Annotated in this window: 16 protein-coding genes; 5 read left to right on the top strand and 11 right to left on the bottom strand. The window is 37.1% G+C overall.

Annotation, left to right across the window (positions count from 1 at the left end):
* Window positions 1–129 precede the first annotated feature (129 nt).
* Window positions 130–1248 carry a hypothetical protein gene (locus M2277_RS31105; RefSeq protein WP_063477358.1) on the bottom strand — a complete coding sequence of 373 codons (1119 nt, stop codon included), beginning with the start codon at window positions 1246–1248 and terminating at the stop codon, window positions 130–132.
* Between the two features lie 1127 nt (window positions 1249–2375).
* On the opposite strand from M2277_RS31105, the gene M2277_RS31830 reads away from it, so the two are divergent.
* On the top strand, window positions 2376–2891 hold the full coding sequence (locus tag M2277_RS31830) for a site-specific integrase (protein ID WP_082834217.1): 516 nt from the start codon (window positions 2376–2378) through the stop codon (window positions 2889–2891).
* Between the two features lie 207 nt (window positions 2892–3098).
* On the opposite strand, the gene M2277_RS31100 is transcribed toward M2277_RS31830, so the two are convergent.
* From M2277_RS31100 to M2277_RS31070, 7 genes are all read right to left on the bottom strand, one after another.
* The gene (locus tag M2277_RS31100; RefSeq protein ID WP_063477361.1) at window positions 3099–3704 is read right to left on the bottom strand and encodes a WxL domain-containing protein; all 606 of its coding nucleotides are present in this window, start codon (window positions 3702–3704) and stop codon (window positions 3099–3101) included.
* Window positions 3705–3789: 85 nt separating this feature from the next.
* Window positions 3790–7056, bottom strand: coding sequence for an RCC1 domain-containing protein (locus tag M2277_RS31095; RefSeq protein ID WP_063477362.1), 3267 nt, complete (start codon window positions 7054–7056; stop codon window positions 3790–3792).
* 83 nt (window positions 7057–7139) lie between these two features.
* A complete protein-coding gene (locus M2277_RS31090) occupies window positions 7140–8633 on the bottom strand; it encodes a COG1470 family protein (RefSeq protein ID WP_063477363.1) in 1494 nt (497 codons plus the stop codon).
* Window positions 8634–9031: 398 nt separating this feature from the next.
* Window positions 9032–9232, bottom strand: coding sequence for a hypothetical protein (locus tag M2277_RS31085; RefSeq protein WP_063477364.1), 201 nt, complete (start codon window positions 9230–9232; stop codon window positions 9032–9034).
* A 37-nt stretch (window positions 9233–9269) separates the two neighbouring features.
* Window positions 9270–10394: a hypothetical protein gene (locus tag M2277_RS31080; RefSeq protein ID WP_063477365.1), complete on the bottom strand. Its 1125-nt coding sequence runs from the start codon at window positions 10392–10394 to the stop codon at window positions 9270–9272.
* Window positions 10395–10810: 416 nt separating this feature from the next.
* Window positions 10811–11578, bottom strand: coding sequence for a hypothetical protein (locus tag M2277_RS31075; RefSeq protein WP_063477367.1), 768 nt, complete (start codon window positions 11576–11578; stop codon window positions 10811–10813).
* 100 nt (window positions 11579–11678) lie between these two features.
* Window positions 11679–11870 carry a hypothetical protein gene (locus M2277_RS31070; protein ID WP_063477368.1) on the bottom strand — a complete coding sequence of 64 codons (192 nt, stop codon included), beginning with the start codon at window positions 11868–11870 and terminating at the stop codon, window positions 11679–11681.
* Window positions 11871–12042: 172 nt separating this feature from the next.
* On the opposite strand from M2277_RS31070, the gene M2277_RS31065 reads away from it, so the two are divergent.
* Window positions 12043–12384, top strand: coding sequence for a sigma-70 RNA polymerase sigma factor region 4 domain-containing protein (locus M2277_RS31065; RefSeq protein ID WP_063477369.1), 342 nt, complete (start codon window positions 12043–12045; stop codon window positions 12382–12384).
* Window positions 12336–12563, top strand: a complete 228-nt coding sequence (locus M2277_RS31060) for a hypothetical protein (RefSeq protein ID WP_063477370.1) — start codon at window positions 12336–12338, stop codon at window positions 12561–12563. Before M2277_RS31065 ends, M2277_RS31060 begins: the two co-directional genes overlap by 49 nt.
* A gap of 489 nt (window positions 12564–13052) precedes the next feature.
* On the opposite strand, the gene M2277_RS31055 is transcribed toward M2277_RS31060, so the two are convergent.
* Window positions 13053–13211: an aspartyl-phosphate phosphatase Spo0E family protein gene (locus tag M2277_RS31055; protein ID WP_082834219.1), complete on the bottom strand. Its 159-nt coding sequence runs from the start codon at window positions 13209–13211 to the stop codon at window positions 13053–13055.
* A gap of 501 nt (window positions 13212–13712) precedes the next feature.
* Between M2277_RS31055 and M2277_RS31050 the strand changes: the two genes are divergently transcribed.
* Window positions 13713–14051 (top strand): helix-turn-helix domain-containing protein, encoded by a 339-nt coding sequence (locus M2277_RS31050; protein WP_063477372.1) that lies wholly within the window; start codon window positions 13713–13715, stop codon window positions 14049–14051.
* Between the two features lie 251 nt (window positions 14052–14302).
* Window positions 14303–14860, top strand: coding sequence for a hypothetical protein (locus M2277_RS31045; protein WP_063477373.1), 558 nt, complete (start codon window positions 14303–14305; stop codon window positions 14858–14860).
* Between the two features lie 123 nt (window positions 14861–14983).
* On the opposite strand, the gene M2277_RS31040 is transcribed toward M2277_RS31045, so the two are convergent.
* Window positions 14984–16030, bottom strand: coding sequence for an ADP-ribosylglycohydrolase family protein (locus tag M2277_RS31040; protein WP_197477050.1), 1047 nt, complete (start codon window positions 16028–16030; stop codon window positions 14984–14986).
* Between the two features lie 29 nt (window positions 16031–16059).
* Window positions 16060–16659, bottom strand: coding sequence for a hypothetical protein (locus M2277_RS31035; RefSeq protein WP_063477374.1), 600 nt, complete (start codon window positions 16657–16659; stop codon window positions 16060–16062).
* Window positions 16660–17055 lie beyond the last annotated feature (396 nt).

The raw sequence follows: 17055 nt of genomic DNA, 5'->3' as shown, positions 1-17055 counted from the left end.
CAAACTGGGCGACCTCTCCCCGATTGAGTTTCGGGAAAAAGTCGCCGCTTAATAAAATCTCTTTTTTTAATGTCTACTTGACGGGGCTATGACCATATCACGAAAATAGAGGCTCTCTTTTTTAATCATTTAGGGTGCTAGAGTCTGAATCGCAATAACTCCAGGAGTAGAGAGTGAACCAGCAGTCGATGTAGTAAGAGCGTAGGTCGCCGACGCGTTAGGTGCTAGTGTAAATGTCACAACCTGGACCATATCTTGAGTAGAGGTCCCAACTTTTAGTGCGGGGACACGAACAGCAGCATTGTTATGCCATTGGATAGCCCCTCCAAAAGGTTTTACTCGTGAAGTAACAAAAACCTTAATTTTACGACTTTCTGTTGTTGATGTATTTTTGAAAGTAATATTCACTTTGTTCTTAACACCATAGTGACCTTTGTTGTCACCGTATGCTTGCCCATTAACCCCACCATCATAACTGCTGGTTTGTGTCATCAAGTTATCATTTGTACCATTAGAAAAGCTGTAGTACTGATAAGAGTTCAAAGCACCCGTTTGGAAACTGATATTACTCTGAATGTCGGCAAAATCCCAAGAACCACGAGGATGCGTGCCCAGCCTATCAATAACCGGAGTTGAGTTCGTTCTTAGGTTTGCAGTTGTAGTATCAGCAACCGAGGACCTCACTCTGAAGGCCATCGGAGCTGTCGAAGAGGATGTATTTTTAAGTGTGAACTCAATTATTCCACCGATCAGCTTGCCACTTTCCACTGGCCATTCTTTTACAAGACCAACATTACCCGCTGTTATACTTGTATCAACTGGGGAAGCACTATCCAATGTGTTAGCAAGCAACGCTTGAGCTGAACAAATCCCATGCGATACGTAGGAACCTGTTGTTACAATGGAATGTTTCAAGTTCGAAATTTGGATTGTACCAGGAGTCGAGGTCGAGTTAGAACCGTTACCAATCGTTACCCCGTATTTTAGTGTTTTTCCGGTAGTATTGAGATGCCAAACAAAGATTCGGTAAGTTAGTGTATTCTTATTTGCGACATAATCGTGCCACAATGTAGCAAATCCATTTGTAAACTTCACTGGCCAGTTGGCATCAGTCGGTTTGCCGATGGTTTCAGGATTGTCCGAAATCATAAAACGCGTAGAGCCAGATTTTACACCGGTAATATGGGGTGGGGCTGTGGTAAGCAGTGGGTGTGTGATTACAGGCAAATCAGTTGTTGTACAAGTCATTTAACATTCCTCCAAAGTTTAATTTGATTTTTGATACCTAGTAATTTGTTCCTTTAAAACTTTATTATCCGAGAGTGTCATCAACATCACTCTCTCCTGCCTCCTTTTCTCTTTATCAAGGTATCAGTTGCCCTCACCTTGTACTTATAAAAGAGAGATTCAAAGCTCTAATAACAACCTCAAAACAAAATTCATGAAATTAAGTCTGTATTCTTGTCTCTGTTACTTTCAAATGATTGAATGGCTTTAGTCAGTTCGTTAAGTGAGTTATCTAATTTGTCCATCTTTTCTCCTATGGTCTGTAAGACATAACGAATCAAAATAAAACAAAGAGTAACCGGAAATCCAACATTCGTTATAAGTGAAATTACATCTGTTACTTGCATACAGTACTTCAACTCCTTCCTTATTTATTTCTCTATATAAGGATGGATCTGTTTATTTTTGCACAACCACTTTTTGGAATGTTTGTTTGAATATAAGAATTCATAACTGTAGTTCTCATTAATGAGGATGTTTGTTTCTTGAAAACAAATTATTGCATTATGATGGACTTGTGTTCTTTTATTTGAGTGTAAAAATCGCTAATATCATAAGATTCTTTTTTTTCATGGTCTTTTAAATGGAGGGAATATGAATTTTGAATGAATTTGAAAATTATGATGAACTCTGCAAGGGGCTTAAAATTTCTTTTGAGGATTTTTAAAAAAAGATACAATATTTACAAAAATTCGCTTCAATAGAATCAGCAATAAAAAGTTTTATTTCAAATCTTGCTAAGGATAACGAATACAAAGAAAATCCATCATCTTCGACATACAGATCATTCCTTAATAGATTTCTTGAATATCTACAAATTACAGAGCAAACTTCACTTTTACTCTATGAATTAAATTACGATTTGTATGAAGGTTTTTTAACGTATCGAAAGTCTTTAGGCTCTAAAGAGTTCACTCACAAAACCAACATTAAAAATGTATATATTCTAAATGCAGTTCATACCTTCGCTTTTGAAAATGAACTATCCCCTATACTTATTAGACTATCTAGACGTAGCAATACGTTATCTTTGGAAGATCCAGTTTTTCTATCAAATTCAAATATATTAAGTATATTTTCAAAAATAGATAAAAACTCTCGAAACGATAGTTTACTTATATCGAGCAATAATTTGTATTTTAGCTGATACTGGATGTAGTCTTTCTGAAATAGGTAAAATACTTGTTAAAGATATCGATGTAAGATCATGTGTTATAAATTTTGAGGGGAATAATGTAAGATTTAAAGCTCGTAAGATTCATATACCAAAAAAAAGCATGGATGTAATTGTTAAATATATGAAATCAATTAAAATTATAGATAAACCTGATTCAAATCTTTTTAATAAAAAGAGTTCATCAAGAACTATTCAGAAGAAAATAAATGACCTCGCAAATGAGCTCAATCTCAGTTCCTTGAAAAGTCGGTCGTTTAGAGATACATTCGTTTTAAGAAAAATATCGGAAGGTATGAAACTTGATGATTTGGTTGTTTTGATGGGTTCTACCGATACTCAGAGAGCTTCACGATATATTGTATATTACGAGGAAAACATAAATAAAATTTCTGGAGATTCTGGTCACTTCCTAGACAGTTATGAATAACCTCTTTTTACTTAGTTTGATACGTACTGACTTCTCCTCTTAATGAACCGCGGATCTGTTTATGTATCATTTAATTCAATATTCTTCCTATAAAAGCATTACAGTTACAATAATCGCTGCTATCCTCCTATAAAGGAAGACGGCAGCGATTTTTGGTGAATATCAAGAAAACTGTTTCTAATAATGGTATATCAAAGTGTGTTCGAGTTAAATACCAGATGTAGCTTGATACTTAAACAGAGCTTTATACGATCCTTGTAGCACACCGATCTTTGTGCCATCTTGTTTACTTATCGTTTGGGGTAACTTCAAATCATATCGAACATTAAATTGATGTGTTCCCCCTCCGAAAGATGGCTTTGCTTGGATAATGGATTGTGGGGCATTGGAAACGATTAATTTGGACGAAAGTGTTCCTTGGCCTGATCCAAAGTTAATCGTTGCCCCAGTAACAGGCCCTTTGTAATCTGTAGTAATCTCAACTGCAGAAGCGGGAATGTAGAATTTTTCCAAAGTTCCGTTCACTGACTTCTCTATCTCGAAATCGGTTGAACTCATACTAACTGTCCAACCAGCATCTGAACCCCTGCCATCAATAACAGTCATAGTGGTTTCGGCCTTAGATGCTTGACTCTTTTTAACATCTAGCCTGATATCGTCGAATTTTAACGCGGTCTGAAACACACGCAATCCAGAACCGACAACTTCCACTTTTTGCTCGGTCACATCCGCATAAGCAGAAGTGCCCAGAGATAGCAGCAGCACCGACAAACCTATGATACCGAGCAATTGTTTTTTGAACCCTTTGATCATGTATTGCCCCTCCATTGTTTCATTTTGTTGTTAGATAAATTCGGATGGGAACCAACCTGCTTTGCCGGCTCCCACAATCCGCAGCTTAGATCCCCGATGCCAAAGAGAATGTAAATAAGGATCTGTACACGCCTACTCTCAAACCGACTTTATCTCCAACTTGATGTGCACTTCCATTACTTGTAGAAACAACATCTACCGTACTAGGAACCCGGAACATATAATCCATTGGGATATCATAGTATCCCATGCCCTTAAATGGTTCCGCTTGCGCTAGTACCTGTTTCGTGCTATCAAGTACGTAACTCCCCGTCTTCGCTGTTTGATCCGGGGAACCAGCCAGCACTTTTGCCGATTTGACATCTACATTCAGGGAAGATGCCGGGATTTTTACAACAAGATCTTGAGTGCCCAAACCTGTATCCAGTACCGGATCACTTACAAAGTCAGTGATAGACAGCGAGTACGTCCAACCATCTGCGGTACCTCTGCTATCCTCAATCAAGGTGTTTGTAACCGAATTAATCGTTTGATACTGATTTACAGTTTGAATCTCGATGTTATCCAGCATCAAACCATTAAACTTAGATGATAGCGCTCCTCCAATAACGTTTAGAATCGCCTCTTGCTCTGCGCCAGTAACCTCAGCACCCCAAGTTGGGTCAACTCCTGGATTAGGGTTTGGATTTGCACCACCATTTAACGGAGGAGTTATATACTCTTTATCAATCAGTACATTACCACTTCCACTATCTGTTACTCGGATTTTGATAGGTAACGAAGCACCGATGTCGATTGGGCCTGTGTACTCTTGATAAGAAGCCCCGTTGTCCAAAGAGTATTCTTTCATCCAATTTCCTGTCGGTAAATTGCTGAAATCGATTAATAGTTTATCATCAATATCCCGAGATAATGACGGATCATAGACTTGAGCCGTTACAACCAGAATCGTTTCAAAACTATAATTAGTGCCATCAGTCACACGAGCTTTGTATACGGAATCCACCACATTATCAACGAGAAGCGTATATTTACGTTCTGTGGAAGAAGGTTCTTCAGTGGTGCCGGAATATTGATTCAAGATTTCTGGTTCGTCGACCCACGATCCACCATCATGCTGAATTTGAAGTGAACCTTGAGTTGGATTAAAGCTAATAGACAGTGGTCTTTGATTATTAACATCTACTTCACCTACACTTCCGACAGGGGCTGTTAGCGTTCCCGGCGCAGCTGGTGCCACAGTGATATTTTCTGTAATCTTTGAAAGCTCATCACTCGTGTTTTTGTTTGTAATAATAGCGGATACTACATGATCGCCTTCTAATAATTGGATAGGCGCTGTGTAATCGAGAATATTTCCATCTACTTCTACTTGCAATTTGACCCGATTCATGTCGATAGCACCCGTATCAACCGTAAGTACCCCATCTTGCTCCAGTAGTTTAGGGTATCCTACAGGAATCACAATTGGATTATTAATTACCGTCACTTCGAGCACTTCACTATACAACGAATCGAGTCCGGATCTGGCTAGAACCTTTACAGGACCCGCAGTTGTTAACGTAATTGGTGCTGTGTACTCTAACCAAGTTGCCCCGTTATCCAACGAGTACTCTTTCTTATTTGCTACTGCAGGGTAGTTGAGCGTTACAACTGTGTTTTCGAATTTATCTGTAGAACGTGATTCAGTTGGCTTATCAATCGTTGTCGGTGCAGGTGTATACCCCGGAGGATAGATACCAGTTGCCCCATCCTGTTTGATTGTATTACCATTTTCATCCAATCTATACAGGTTACCATCGGAACCAATTCCATAAACATTTTGGACATTAAGGTCCAATGCGATTTCAAGCAAGCCAACAAATTTTACGCCTGATGCTGATGTGTTGGTGTACTTTGCATTGCTTGAAAATACATATACATCACCTGTATTTTTCAACAGGTAAAGTGATTTTGTATCGAATGCCAGATCAGTGATATCCTTAATGGCTCCATCCGGTCCAGATAATCTTGTCTGTGTTTCGATTCTACCCGCAATACCCGTTATCCCTTTACCGTTTACGATGCCGTTGTACGCTGTGTTACCGTTACTCCCAATTACATATACATTGCCGTTAGTACCTAGTCCGGCAACGAGAGACACATCACGATTCGCGTTTACCGTATACTTTTTCAAATTCGTCATCACAGTCGATTCAGACGTTGTGTAGTCGGTGTGATATACATAATCGGCACCTATTCTATTAGCAGGAAGACCCCATGCTTTCAGATTACCGCTGCCATCCAAGTACATGAACGTATTGCTTGTGTTAGAGATACTGCCATCAGTCTTATCCGACAAATTTGAAACTTCCCTACTCATATTCGTCGGATCACCGTTAAATGGATATAAAGTCTTAGTACTGATCTCAGTGGTAGCTCCGGGTGTATAACGATCTGTATTTTTCGGGTATACCGACGTATCCCTTAATGTATAAAAGCTCCCGTTAACTTCGAAATAACGCATTCCGATTCGAGTGTTATCCGAGGTATACGATATTTGCTTTGTCCCGTAGGACGTTTCATCGATATAGCCCATATCAAACGTAGCTGGACCGGAGAATCCCGGAAACATCGATGTTACTTTTACGGGCTTCGCATTAGTGTAAGAAGTATCACCAAACTCGCGACCGATTTTATATACATCCGATTCTGTAACAAATAGAACAACGTTTCTATCTACTTGTATCATTTTCTTGACCCCTGTTAGTGGGGTATCGAATAGATCAGGATCTACAACCTCAACAGGAACAGTCGTATCTGCTTTTATGCCGTTACCTAATTGCCCATAAGTTCCAGCCCCTAATGACTCTACCCTACCATCTGCGGTCAGACCATAAAAGGTATATGCATTATAACCCTCGGAATTGTACACGAAATCTGTCCACCCAGACGCTATCTTTTCAAAAGAACTCGCCGGATTGTAACCTGAGTCTTTCCGGTAGTAAAAGTCCCCGTTAGACATCAGGCGCATACCTACACCTTTGTCATCAGGGCTTTGCGCATTATACTTTTTAATATCCGAGCCTATTTCGTCTAGTTTATCTTTATCAGCAGGACCGGAGTATTCTCCCCTGTCTCTGAAGAGAATCTTCCTGCCATCACTCAAAGTTAGATATGCACGAGTACGTGATTGATGATCTTCATAATAGTATCCAATGTCTTCAATATTCGCATGCCCAGCGCCCTCTACCGTATTCTTTCCTGGCATTAATACGCTCGGTATCAATAACGAAGCAGCCAGCAGTGCGCTTAAATAACGTTTCTTACCAGGTTTTCTCCTGTTTTTATGTACATCTCTTTCTGCAGCCATGTATACAGACCTCCAAATTACGTTTATTTTCCATTCTGCTTTCCGACTTGTTCTAACGGAAACCGTATCACTTCTTTAGTTGATTATGCTCCTTTGCCTACATCGTCCTCACCCCTCTTCAGGTTTTCAGATGATGCAGATCCTTCCGTTACAACATCTTGCTCTTCTCCAAGTATTATCACAGCACCACTAGTATTTCTAAACGTATCTTCTAAATTTGCAGTGGAATTCTCAACCCTCTCGATGCGTTTTCCATACTTGCTCGTATGAATAGTTTTATGCCACTCAGGTTCACTACCATCTGGTACATACCCGAGTTTGACAACATAAAGAGTGAATGTCTTTTGGTCAAGTTGCACTTTCTTCCTTGCTTTGTCAAAAGTAAATCCCTTTTCCAAGTACATTTTAATTCGATCCTCAATGTCGCCTTTCTTCCGTTTAGATAGTAATAGAAGAATTAATAGAAGCAGGATCAGAAGCAAACCAATGACAATTACATATTTCAGCCAGTCTGGAATGCCATCGGTTACTTCGAGCTTTTGGCTGTGCTCCATCGCCGCTTGAGCTTCATCCTTTTCCTTAGGAGTTACAGTAAACTGGAAGATTCTCCATTCTTTCTGACCATTGAAATTAGCTTCAAAGTAAGCTTCATAATTACCAGGCAGCAGCAGCTGGTTTTCGGCAATACTTACCATTTTGGCAGTCGTTCCGTAGTAAATGGATCCAGCTTCGTAATCCTCACGGAATACGACTTTTTTAGCACTATCCCTAATCTCCAAGTAACCTGTTGGTTGTTCTAGAATGGTGCCTTTGTTTTCAAGATCGATTGTAAATCTCGATTCCCCTGATGCCACATAATCGTGGTTCAAAGAGTTAATCGACATGCCATGTTTAGCTTTATCAATTTTATAATCCATAACAACCCACATACCGAGTTCTTCTAATACATCTGGAGTTAAAGTTGCGTTCTCAATATTCGTCTTTATTTCTTGACCCTCTCTAAACTGCGATACTCCCACTACCCCGATATGCTGTCCGGGTTCTAGATTTTCGGGGATTTTAACTGTGTAGGTATATTCCCGCATTTCATTCGGTCCCAATGTAATGTCTTTGGGCCCCTGTGGGTAAAACCACGAGCCTCCAAGCGTCACTCCTGTGTTATAACTACCAAAACCTCTACCTCCGTTCTGAGCCGGTAATGCATCTGTAGCATAAATTTTGAGATTAATTTTCTCATCTAGCAGGTTCTTCACATAGAATGTGTATTTTCTTTTCTCTCCTGGAATAACTTCATCTCGATAATATCCAAGGCCGTTTCTTGCTTCTTTACTTGGTGATAATAAGAATGAAGCTTCTGGAGCAAGGGCTGGGTCGATTTCCTGCTGAGTCAAATTCTCAGATGATGCATATTCAAACCGATGCATTTCTGCAGCGTTAACATTTTCTGGAGCAAGACTTAAAGTGACGATTAACATCATGGCTAAAGAAAATAGTTTTCTCCTCAAATGTCCTGATGCTCTTCTGTTCACTAGACCAAATTGCTGATAGATAGTTTTCATCTTTGAAATTATCTTCATTTCTTTTACTCATCTCCTACTGAAATTAGTTTGTATTGTCTGAAAGCAATTCAAAATGAGTGAGGTGCTCATGCATGGTTAAATTTATATTTCCAGAAAGTAATTACATGGTTCTTACTTCTCACCCAAATTCTTGAAATAAAAAAAAAGCACCTCTATAATGGCTACTAGAGCCAATATAGAGGTGCTTCCTCTTTTGAAATCATTTAGTTATTTATAAATATACCATTCTGTCTACGAGTCGTAAAGACAAAAGGAATCGATTTATCCATAATAGTGTGAGATATATAAGAGATATTTCAGCTCTTAGGAGGGTTCCCCTTGTCCAGAGCTAAACCCAAAATATTTCTTTTGCAAGTTAGACCAATCTATCCAGCTACAATAGTCAAAACCAACACTCATAGACTCTTCGATGTGCCTCTATCCTCATGAAACTTAACCCGTTTTTTCTGGTTAGTTGTTATCTCATTAGACGTTTCTAAGCGCATTGTACGAACAGTTTCTATCATTGTTACGCATTCATGTGGAGTGACCATTTTTCCATCAATCGACAAAGGAAACATTTGTTTGTCTAAATGAATTTCCTTTTTTTCTGTCATGTCTTTGTCTCCTTATAATATTTCTCTGAAAGATTTATTAGAAATCAGTCCAAGAGTTAAGTTTTCCATTATGGAAGTGTATGTACGTTCTTCCATAAACCCACTGGTCAATTTTCATCTTAGCACTTGTGTACGAGTTTATTTCGTCTGGTGCCCCCCAAGACAAGAAAACTTGATCCTGAGACATACCTATACTTATTTTTTGTTGTGTTATTTTAGTCCAGACATTAGAAGACCAGTTGGTGTAAACACTCTTCGGATTCGTTGAATAAAATCCATTCTTAATTGGTTCACTAGGATCATCGTAAAAACTCAGCTTAAAAGTGACATCATGCCCGCTCGCACGCTTTGCTTGAATAATTAAATCTTTCCCCTTCATTTTAATTGATTTGAAATATACTTTTTCAATATTCAACAAGGGATTTGAGGATGGTAAGAGATTTTTATTTGCCCAGAAATACTTTCCTGTATAAAGATAACTCATGAGCTCATAGTGGAAATAAGTGCAAAATGAATCGGGTATCTCACCAATAACAATCTCCTCAATTACCTTACCATTATTGAGGAGGATATTAAATCTAACTGAATCACCGGTTATTGGATCTATTTCAATGACGTGACCCACTTTTTCACCTTTATATATGTATACTTTCTTACCCATATAATTTTTTAGATCATCTGAAACTTTATTAATTTGATCAATTAGTTGTGTAGTTTTAGATTTCCCACTCGTGTCACTCCATAAAAAAAGGGAATTAGGTTCATAAAGATACTTCCCTGATAAGCCTGTCATTTTATAAAAATCTTCAATTGTTATATAAGTCGTATCATCATACAAATATGAATTTGTATGATCCAGTTTAAAAGTGCCTATATCAGATTTGACCGTAATCGGCTTAGTATAATTTACTTTTACATTCTTGAGCTTGGCTAAAAGTTTTACTGGTAAATAGATACCACTCTTCTTGATCCCATCAAGGGTGTATGTTTTTTCTTTCGTTACAACTAGCTGCCCATCTAAAAATATCGCAATTGCTTCAGAGGCATATGCATTACTAGGGATAATATTGGATGCAGCCTCTAGTTTAGCTAATGGACTTATAAACAGTATTACTGAAACTAATGTGGCGATTAAAAGAGGTAGCTTTAGTGCCTTTTTCATGAGTTCCCCCACCTTATATGGATATCCTTACCTATCATAAGGTATCATATGTAGTACTAATTGGCTAGGTCCTCTTACTAGATCATTCATCTCTTAGTAATTAAAAATATATCAAGGTTCTAATAATCAGCTCATTGATCTTCTTTTATACTCTTGAGTTCTCTGAGTTCCTAATAATAATTGAGGATTCATTCTCAATACAACTCGTATTTGTATCTTTCGCATTATCCTGATTCGTATCATCAACCCTAGCTTCAAAAATAATTTGTAATGCTTTAACCATCTTCTTCATATCTGGTTCGTACGTAGCGTGATATGTAATGTCGTTTGGATTTTTCATTCGTGGTGTTGCTCCTCTCTATCTTCGAATTAGAATAGATCATTGAAGAGAAAAACACTTTATTTATAAATCGTCATCACTTCCATTTAAACCCGTAAATATTACACACTTTAGGTTCGTCTTCCTTAAAAGAGTGTCCCACTATCGATTCCCAAATACAATGGTACCCAGCATGATATATTGTTTCGTGGAGTCCCTGAAAAATCGTTTTGTATTGGTTGTCATATGTTACAACCAAATGCTTTGTATATTGGTTTGGGAAATTGGGGTTTATATAGGAAGTTAAACCATATAAAGCTGCTGATGCAATAACAAACGCATCAATAGAATCTTCTCCTTTAAGTAAGGGGCCATTGGGGACTGACAAAGACGCATTATTCATAAATAGATTATAGTTCCCCTTAGGTTTGTATTCACCAGCTCCAAATCCCTCGTACAGAAATATTCGTGAATCACCAATTAGCATTTTCTTGACATTTTTGGTCGCATCCGTCTTTAGTGTATCCTTATCAAGAAAAATAGATCTTTCTAGCAACATTGTCTTGACCGTCGTTGCTGCTGCTACTCCTTGGTGGCACCTGTACATTCCTAATTCCTCAGGAAATCTGCCTTTCATTTCGTAAACTCCATCAGTTATGTCCGGAAAAGGATACCACATCACTGCTTCTATTCCAATTGCAATGCTGAGACTCTTATTTTTGATATCCTGATCAAGAATGTACGGCAATCTATTAAGTCCTATGCCTCCATCTACGATTTCTCCCATTGCATTAATTTTTACCCAGCCTAAATTTTTGCTTCTGCTTGAAACATCGATCCCGTAAATATAATCGATTATTTTCATGGTTTCCTCCTTAGCAATAAATAGGTTGTGAAGCGGGATACCCCCTGAGTGCAGGCCATTCAAGTATACATATATAATTTCAAACTACATATAATATATTCTAATCCTGATCTTTTTTCTCGCTCTCATTCATTTTAAGGGAATGGATAACTTCAGTTAATTGATTCAGAGATTCATCCAAAGAATCCAATTTCTCTACAATGGTTTGTAATACATAACGAATGAGGATAAAACATAGTGTTACTGGAAAACCGACATTAGTAACTAATGTTGCAAAATCTGTTACTTGCATAGGAAATCCCCTCCGCACCTTATTTTTTATAATGTAGGGAACATATAAGTTAAACTTCACAACTCGAAAGATTAGAAAAGTGTTATAATGGGGAACAAATGTTCCTATTTTGGTTGTGGAAACACCCAATATATTTCCCTATATTTAGAAAGGATGAAGGGAGGATAGATCAATGGAGAAGCAAGTAAATGTCTACGAACGATTTAAGAAAGAAGTATACCGTATTGGTTGGAGGGTTCAATACCGCGCGAAAACTATTAAACGGAGAGAATGTTATTTCAATGGAATGGAGCAGTTCACAATTACTAGTTCAACCTTGAGTAGTGAGGACAGGATTATCGTAGAACAACTATTAGAAGCATTACCACCTCAGGGGAAATTTATTATTTCTCAATTGTATTTATTCGAACAAACCGAATCCGAGGTCGCCAATCAATTAAACATGACGCAACAGGCGGTGAATAAATGGAAAAAGAAAATGTTAAGAAAATTATCACAGACCATGAATTCCTAGAATTATTACAAGCTGCCAAGAATAATGATCACGAATCAATTTTGGCACTCATTGATTTATTTAAAAAAGACATCCTCTCTATTAGTAGATACATTCATCTACCTAAAGAGGATGCCATCTCAGAAATTACATTAGAAATACTAGAGTTTATAAAAAGAAGCGATGATGAAATCATCTAACAAGACACAACCCTTTCTTTGAAGATACTACTAGATCTCGCTTATATCGTTTCTTCTATCTGTTTCAAATAATAATCGTATTGCATCATAAGATCTTGTATTATACACTTTTGTCATAGAGCGATTTACAGAGCTCAAGCAATCTTTTTACTAGATCAATATTATACAAAACCCACCGTTTGGGATTTGTAATGTTCATTTTAGAAACGATTTCACCACAGGAATAAGTTAACCTTTTCCATTGGCACCAATATAAGTATACGATACTTTTGTTTTGAATCCCCTTAGCATATAAAATAAAACATGTAAAAATCCCAACAATAAAAATATTGATGGGATTTTTTATGTGCAAATAAACCATCTATTTTTTCTCAATTTATTTGAAAGCAATCATTCACTTCTCTTTTCGATGAGCTCAACCAGAAAAGCAGCCATAGTTATTGAACTAAATTAGGTCTCACGAATAAACAGAAAGCTAAACAGTCGCTATTATTTTAATGATGATTTTTCTTTTAATAGCAATTCATCATATTGATTTAATAGCTCATCTAATTCCTTTGACTTCAACAGTACAATAGGATCAGTGAGGTTGAATTCTTCTACAAGCTCGTATAATTCTATGCGTGCTCTCTCAATTTCTCTTTTCATTTAGTTCTCTCCTTGAAATATCCCCATATCTCGGGAGTCTTCAATATGTATGTATTAATGCGGCAAATATCATAAAGCAAACTTTAAAAAAATATAGCAATAATACATAACAGCACCTATTGTTGTCAAAAGATAAGCAGCACTAATGAAATATAACAATATGTTTAACCCACGTTTTTGTTTCTTTTCTGGAACTGACCTATACAGTCTTGAGCTACTGTACAAAAAATCCCCCTGCTTAAATTCCTTCATTTTCATTTCCTCACTTTTATTCCTTGGACAGTTGGCCCATCTAGCAACATAATAGAATAATGCTTGAAACACATCTCTCTTGTTAACTTTGGCCTCCTCAGTAAACTTGCGAATTACATATTAAATATGGAGGCTCATGGAAAATTATAACTAACACAAACAAAAACGACAATAACAACATGAAAATAGTCGTTATAAGAACTCCAATTGTGACTATTTCATGTTCTACACTGACTACGAGGTGTAGAGATGAATAATGTGATGGAACTGATAGGTTCAAGAATCCGACTTTATCGAATGGCAAAACAATGGACCCAAGAACAACTTGCAGAAGCTATAGGATCAACAGGATCTTATGTCGGTCAAATTGAACGAGGAGAGAAGAATTTTAGGATCCAAACACTCATTAAAATCGCAGACGCTCTTGATGTAAGCATCTTCAATCTTATGGATAACGACAATGAAGAATATCTCTATCAGAAGAACTGGGTCTGGGAAAGTGTTACACTTATGCTGCAGCAAAGTGAGGCCAAACAAAGAAAAATTTATCGTGTACTTCTTGAAATGTTAGCAGAGGAAACAGACTGAGTAACGTATGTATCTCCATTCACTTCATGCCATATTTATAAAGGGTCGCCTATTTGGCGACCCTTTCACGTATTAAAAGTGTGTGTGAACTATACAAACAAATCAATAAAAAATAGAGACCCTCTTCTAAACTTGTTTCTCAATATAGGATGTTTTCACTTATAATGCAATTATTCATTATAAATATTATTATGGTTGTCTTTTTCACGTAATAAATGCTTTTACAATACTAAAAATACTGGAGAAAACTAATGAACGATGAATTCATGATTGATATATCGAACCAAACTGAACTTGCATCTGGAACTCTTTATCTCATGAACATAGCAAAGTCATCAATTGATAATATGTCTTACAAGTTTATAGATGAATGCGTTTTGCTATTAGAAGAAATGGGCTCCTCTGCATTTGGAACGGTCATTATTATGTTCGATGGATATGGAGACATACCAGCGGAATTGTACGAATTAAAAGAGGTTAGGAATTGGGTTTTAGGATTATTTGAAAAATATCCTTATTTTCTCTATTTCATAAATTTCAGTTTAGATTCACATATCACCTTATTATCTTGTATTGGAGACATTGAGATAGTATATCAAGGTGATCTAACTCTTTCTCCAGTTGAATATCAACATTTAGGTATAGATCCTTTTGCATTAGAACAGAAGCGATGGTTCATTTCATTACCAGTTGAAATTTATGTAAAATTGGAAAGAGGGCTCATCCAGTACGGTAATCATGTCAAGGATTTTTTGGGTTCCTCTGAAACCATAAAGATGATCAATACCATAACAAAAATAATTACATAATGGAGCTCCGAATTAAGTATTCTGTTCAATTCATGGGGAATTGAGATCGGGTAATTTTCTGATAATGAACAAGACTTCGTTCCCCTTATAAGGTGAGTAATACAATAAGTAATAAACTAATAATTACAAATCCTTAGTATCTCTTGTTGCTATATATTCACATACCTGCTTTGCAAGATCCTCAATATCGTCTTTCCTTGCGATCTTTAGTACCCACTTTCTCGGGATGTCGTTGTAACCAAATGCCATTCCAGCTAACCCTCCAGCTATGGTTCCTATCGTATCCGTATCCCCACCCAGGTTAACAGCTGCGAGTACCACATCTTTGTATGAATCATGTTTTAAAAAGCACCAAATGGCAGCTTCTAAAGTATCCACTACATAACCAGTTGATAAAACTGCATCCTCTGGACGATCTTGTATATCATAATATACCGAAGGGAAATATGTGATTTGAAATTCATGTCCAAAATGAGTTCTCATAGTTTCCTGCATCAAATAATAACTAGAGATTCGATCATGCCCTTTAAGTAGATTCGAGGCGATTTCTATGAGAATAATGCAGGCGAGAACTGAACGTCGATGGGCATGTGTAATAGAAGATACCTCTTCAACAAGTTCTACTCTTTCTTGGATATCCTTATTATATGATATGAAAGCGAGCGGAAGAATTCTCATTAATGAACCATTGCTATTACTATCTTCATCATGTAGACCTGAATCTGTTGGCGTAATATATGATAATCTATCTAAAGCAAGTCTGGTTGTTGTTCCTATATCAAAAACTACTCCATTTGCAGTCCAGTATCCTTCCTTATACCACTTAAGGAACCTATCTGAAATACTTTGAAGAGAATAACCTTCGAGTAATGATTCTAGTGTACATAAGAATAATGAGCTATCGTCTGACCATGTTCCTGGCGGCTGATTCCAAGTACCATACCCAGTCAATCCTCTGATGGGCCGCGCTCTCAGCTCTTTTCTGCCTTTGAATTCAACCGGTACACCTAATGCATCACCAACACAGCTTCCCATAATCGCTCCATAAATCTGTAAAGTTAACTCAAAGTTTTGATTAAGGAATGTTGGAATTATTTCTTCCTTCTTCGGCCCTGTATACTTTTCCGGATTAAACAATCTTCTGAAAAAAGATCCACTTATCGATTTCATCAATAACTCCTGTTCAATTTTAATTTAACTCAAATCATTTCTTGGATTGATAGGCCTACATAAAATTTTCGATTACTTCCTCTAACCTCGGTAATTACTTGTTCTAATATTCGTATTAGATCCCTTGTCATCATCTCTCCATCCACATTAAAGTTTTGAACTGTTGCATCACTGGCAATTAAGTCACTAAGAGTCATCGATGAATCTTCTTCAATGTTAACGCCTGCAGGGAGTTCCTCCAAGAACACAGATGTATCCTCTACCCAATGGCCATTTACAAGTGGAATATCAATTTCATCCAGAATCAAATTTAATTCATCAATCGATTTCACTGACCAAGTTTGTAGTATATCCTTCATGAAAAACTTATCTATCCATTCAGACCAACAACGCTTTCGGATATCTAATGGTAAATGTTTAAACTGTTCAATTGGAATAATCTGTTCATATATATTGTAACTTTTTCCATCCCCGCATTGAGTGTATTCAAGTTGCTGTTCCTTGGTCATTAAGGTATAAGCAGTTACCATACCACCTCTACCGCTTTTAACCCTACTAAACGAACCATTTGCCGCCCGCTTTTTTGTCTTACTATCGCTGTCAAAGACTTTTCTTATATCTTCAGACATTATCGTCCCTCCCTTGCCCTCGCACTGATTAAGCAAGGATATATTAGTACAATTTTTTATTTCAATGTAAGATAAACACTCGATACCAATGTTATATCAGACTTCCTTATTTTCCAGAAATAAATCATAAACAAATAAAACGCCTTACACCTGTAATTTAGGTAGCAAGACGCCATTGTGTTTCGATCTTTATAAAAAATCTGGTTTTTGTTGGTTATTCTTAAGTGAAATCTTTGCCCAGTATGCTTAGTAATGTGTTAACAAAGATAAACATCTTGTTGCTGCTTGCTCCAATCAATTAATTGAACTCCCTCAGTACGATTCAATTTACTCATGAATACTCACTTATTCGCAGGATTTCACCCCTGTCCAGAATTGCAGAAGGAACGTAAGACA

This window comes from Paenibacillus sp. LBL (assembly GCF_029893715.1).
GTDB lineage: Bacteria > Bacillota > Bacilli > Paenibacillales > Paenibacillaceae > Paenibacillus_AQ > Paenibacillus_AQ glucanolyticus.
Note: the sequence above shows the minus strand (reverse complement) of the source record. Positions and strands in the feature narration are given on the sequence as shown.

Excerpts from the sequence above, each read along its gene's own strand:
- M2277_RS31105 (WP_063477358.1), bottom strand. The coding sequence starts at position 1,248 with ATGACTTGTACAACAACTGATTTGCCTGTAATCACACACCCACTGCTT.
- M2277_RS31100 (WP_063477361.1), bottom strand. The coding sequence starts at position 3,704 with ATGATCAAAGGGTTCAAAAAACAATTGCTCGGTATCATAGGTTTGTCG.
- M2277_RS31095 (WP_063477362.1), bottom strand. The coding sequence starts at position 7,056 with ATGGCTGCAGAAAGAGATGTACATAAAAACAGGAGAAAACCTGGTAAG.
- M2277_RS31090 (WP_063477363.1), bottom strand. The coding sequence starts at position 8,633 with ATGAAGATAATTTCAAAGATGAAAACTATCTATCAGCAATTTGGTCTA.
- M2277_RS31085 (WP_063477364.1), bottom strand. The coding sequence starts at position 9,232 with ATGACAGAAAAAAAGGAAATTCATTTAGACAAACAAATGTTTCCTTTG.
- M2277_RS31080 (WP_063477365.1), bottom strand. The coding sequence starts at position 10,394 with ATGAAAAAGGCACTAAAGCTACCTCTTTTAATCGCCACATTAGTTTCA.
- M2277_RS31075 (WP_063477367.1), bottom strand. The coding sequence starts at position 11,578 with ATGAAAATAATCGATTATATTTACGGGATCGATGTTTCAAGCAGAAGC.
- M2277_RS31070 (WP_063477368.1), bottom strand. The coding sequence starts at position 11,870 with ATGCAAGTAACAGATTTTGCAACATTAGTTACTAATGTCGGTTTTCCA.
- M2277_RS31065 (WP_063477369.1), top strand. The coding sequence starts at position 12,043 with ATGGAGAAGCAAGTAAATGTCTACGAACGATTTAAGAAAGAAGTATAC.
- M2277_RS31060 (WP_063477370.1), top strand. The coding sequence starts at position 12,336 with ATGGAAAAAGAAAATGTTAAGAAAATTATCACAGACCATGAATTCCTA.
- M2277_RS31055 (WP_082834219.1), bottom strand. The coding sequence starts at position 13,211 with ATGAAAAGAGAAATTGAGAGAGCACGCATAGAATTATACGAGCTTGTA.
- M2277_RS31050 (WP_063477372.1), top strand. The coding sequence starts at position 13,713 with ATGAATAATGTGATGGAACTGATAGGTTCAAGAATCCGACTTTATCGA.
- M2277_RS31045 (WP_063477373.1), top strand. The coding sequence starts at position 14,303 with ATGAACGATGAATTCATGATTGATATATCGAACCAAACTGAACTTGCA.
- M2277_RS31040 (WP_197477050.1), bottom strand. The coding sequence starts at position 16,030 with ATGAAATCGATAAGTGGATCTTTTTTCAGAAGATTGTTTAATCCGGAA.
- M2277_RS31035 (WP_063477374.1), bottom strand. The coding sequence starts at position 16,659 with ATGTCTGAAGATATAAGAAAAGTCTTTGACAGCGATAGTAAGACAAAA.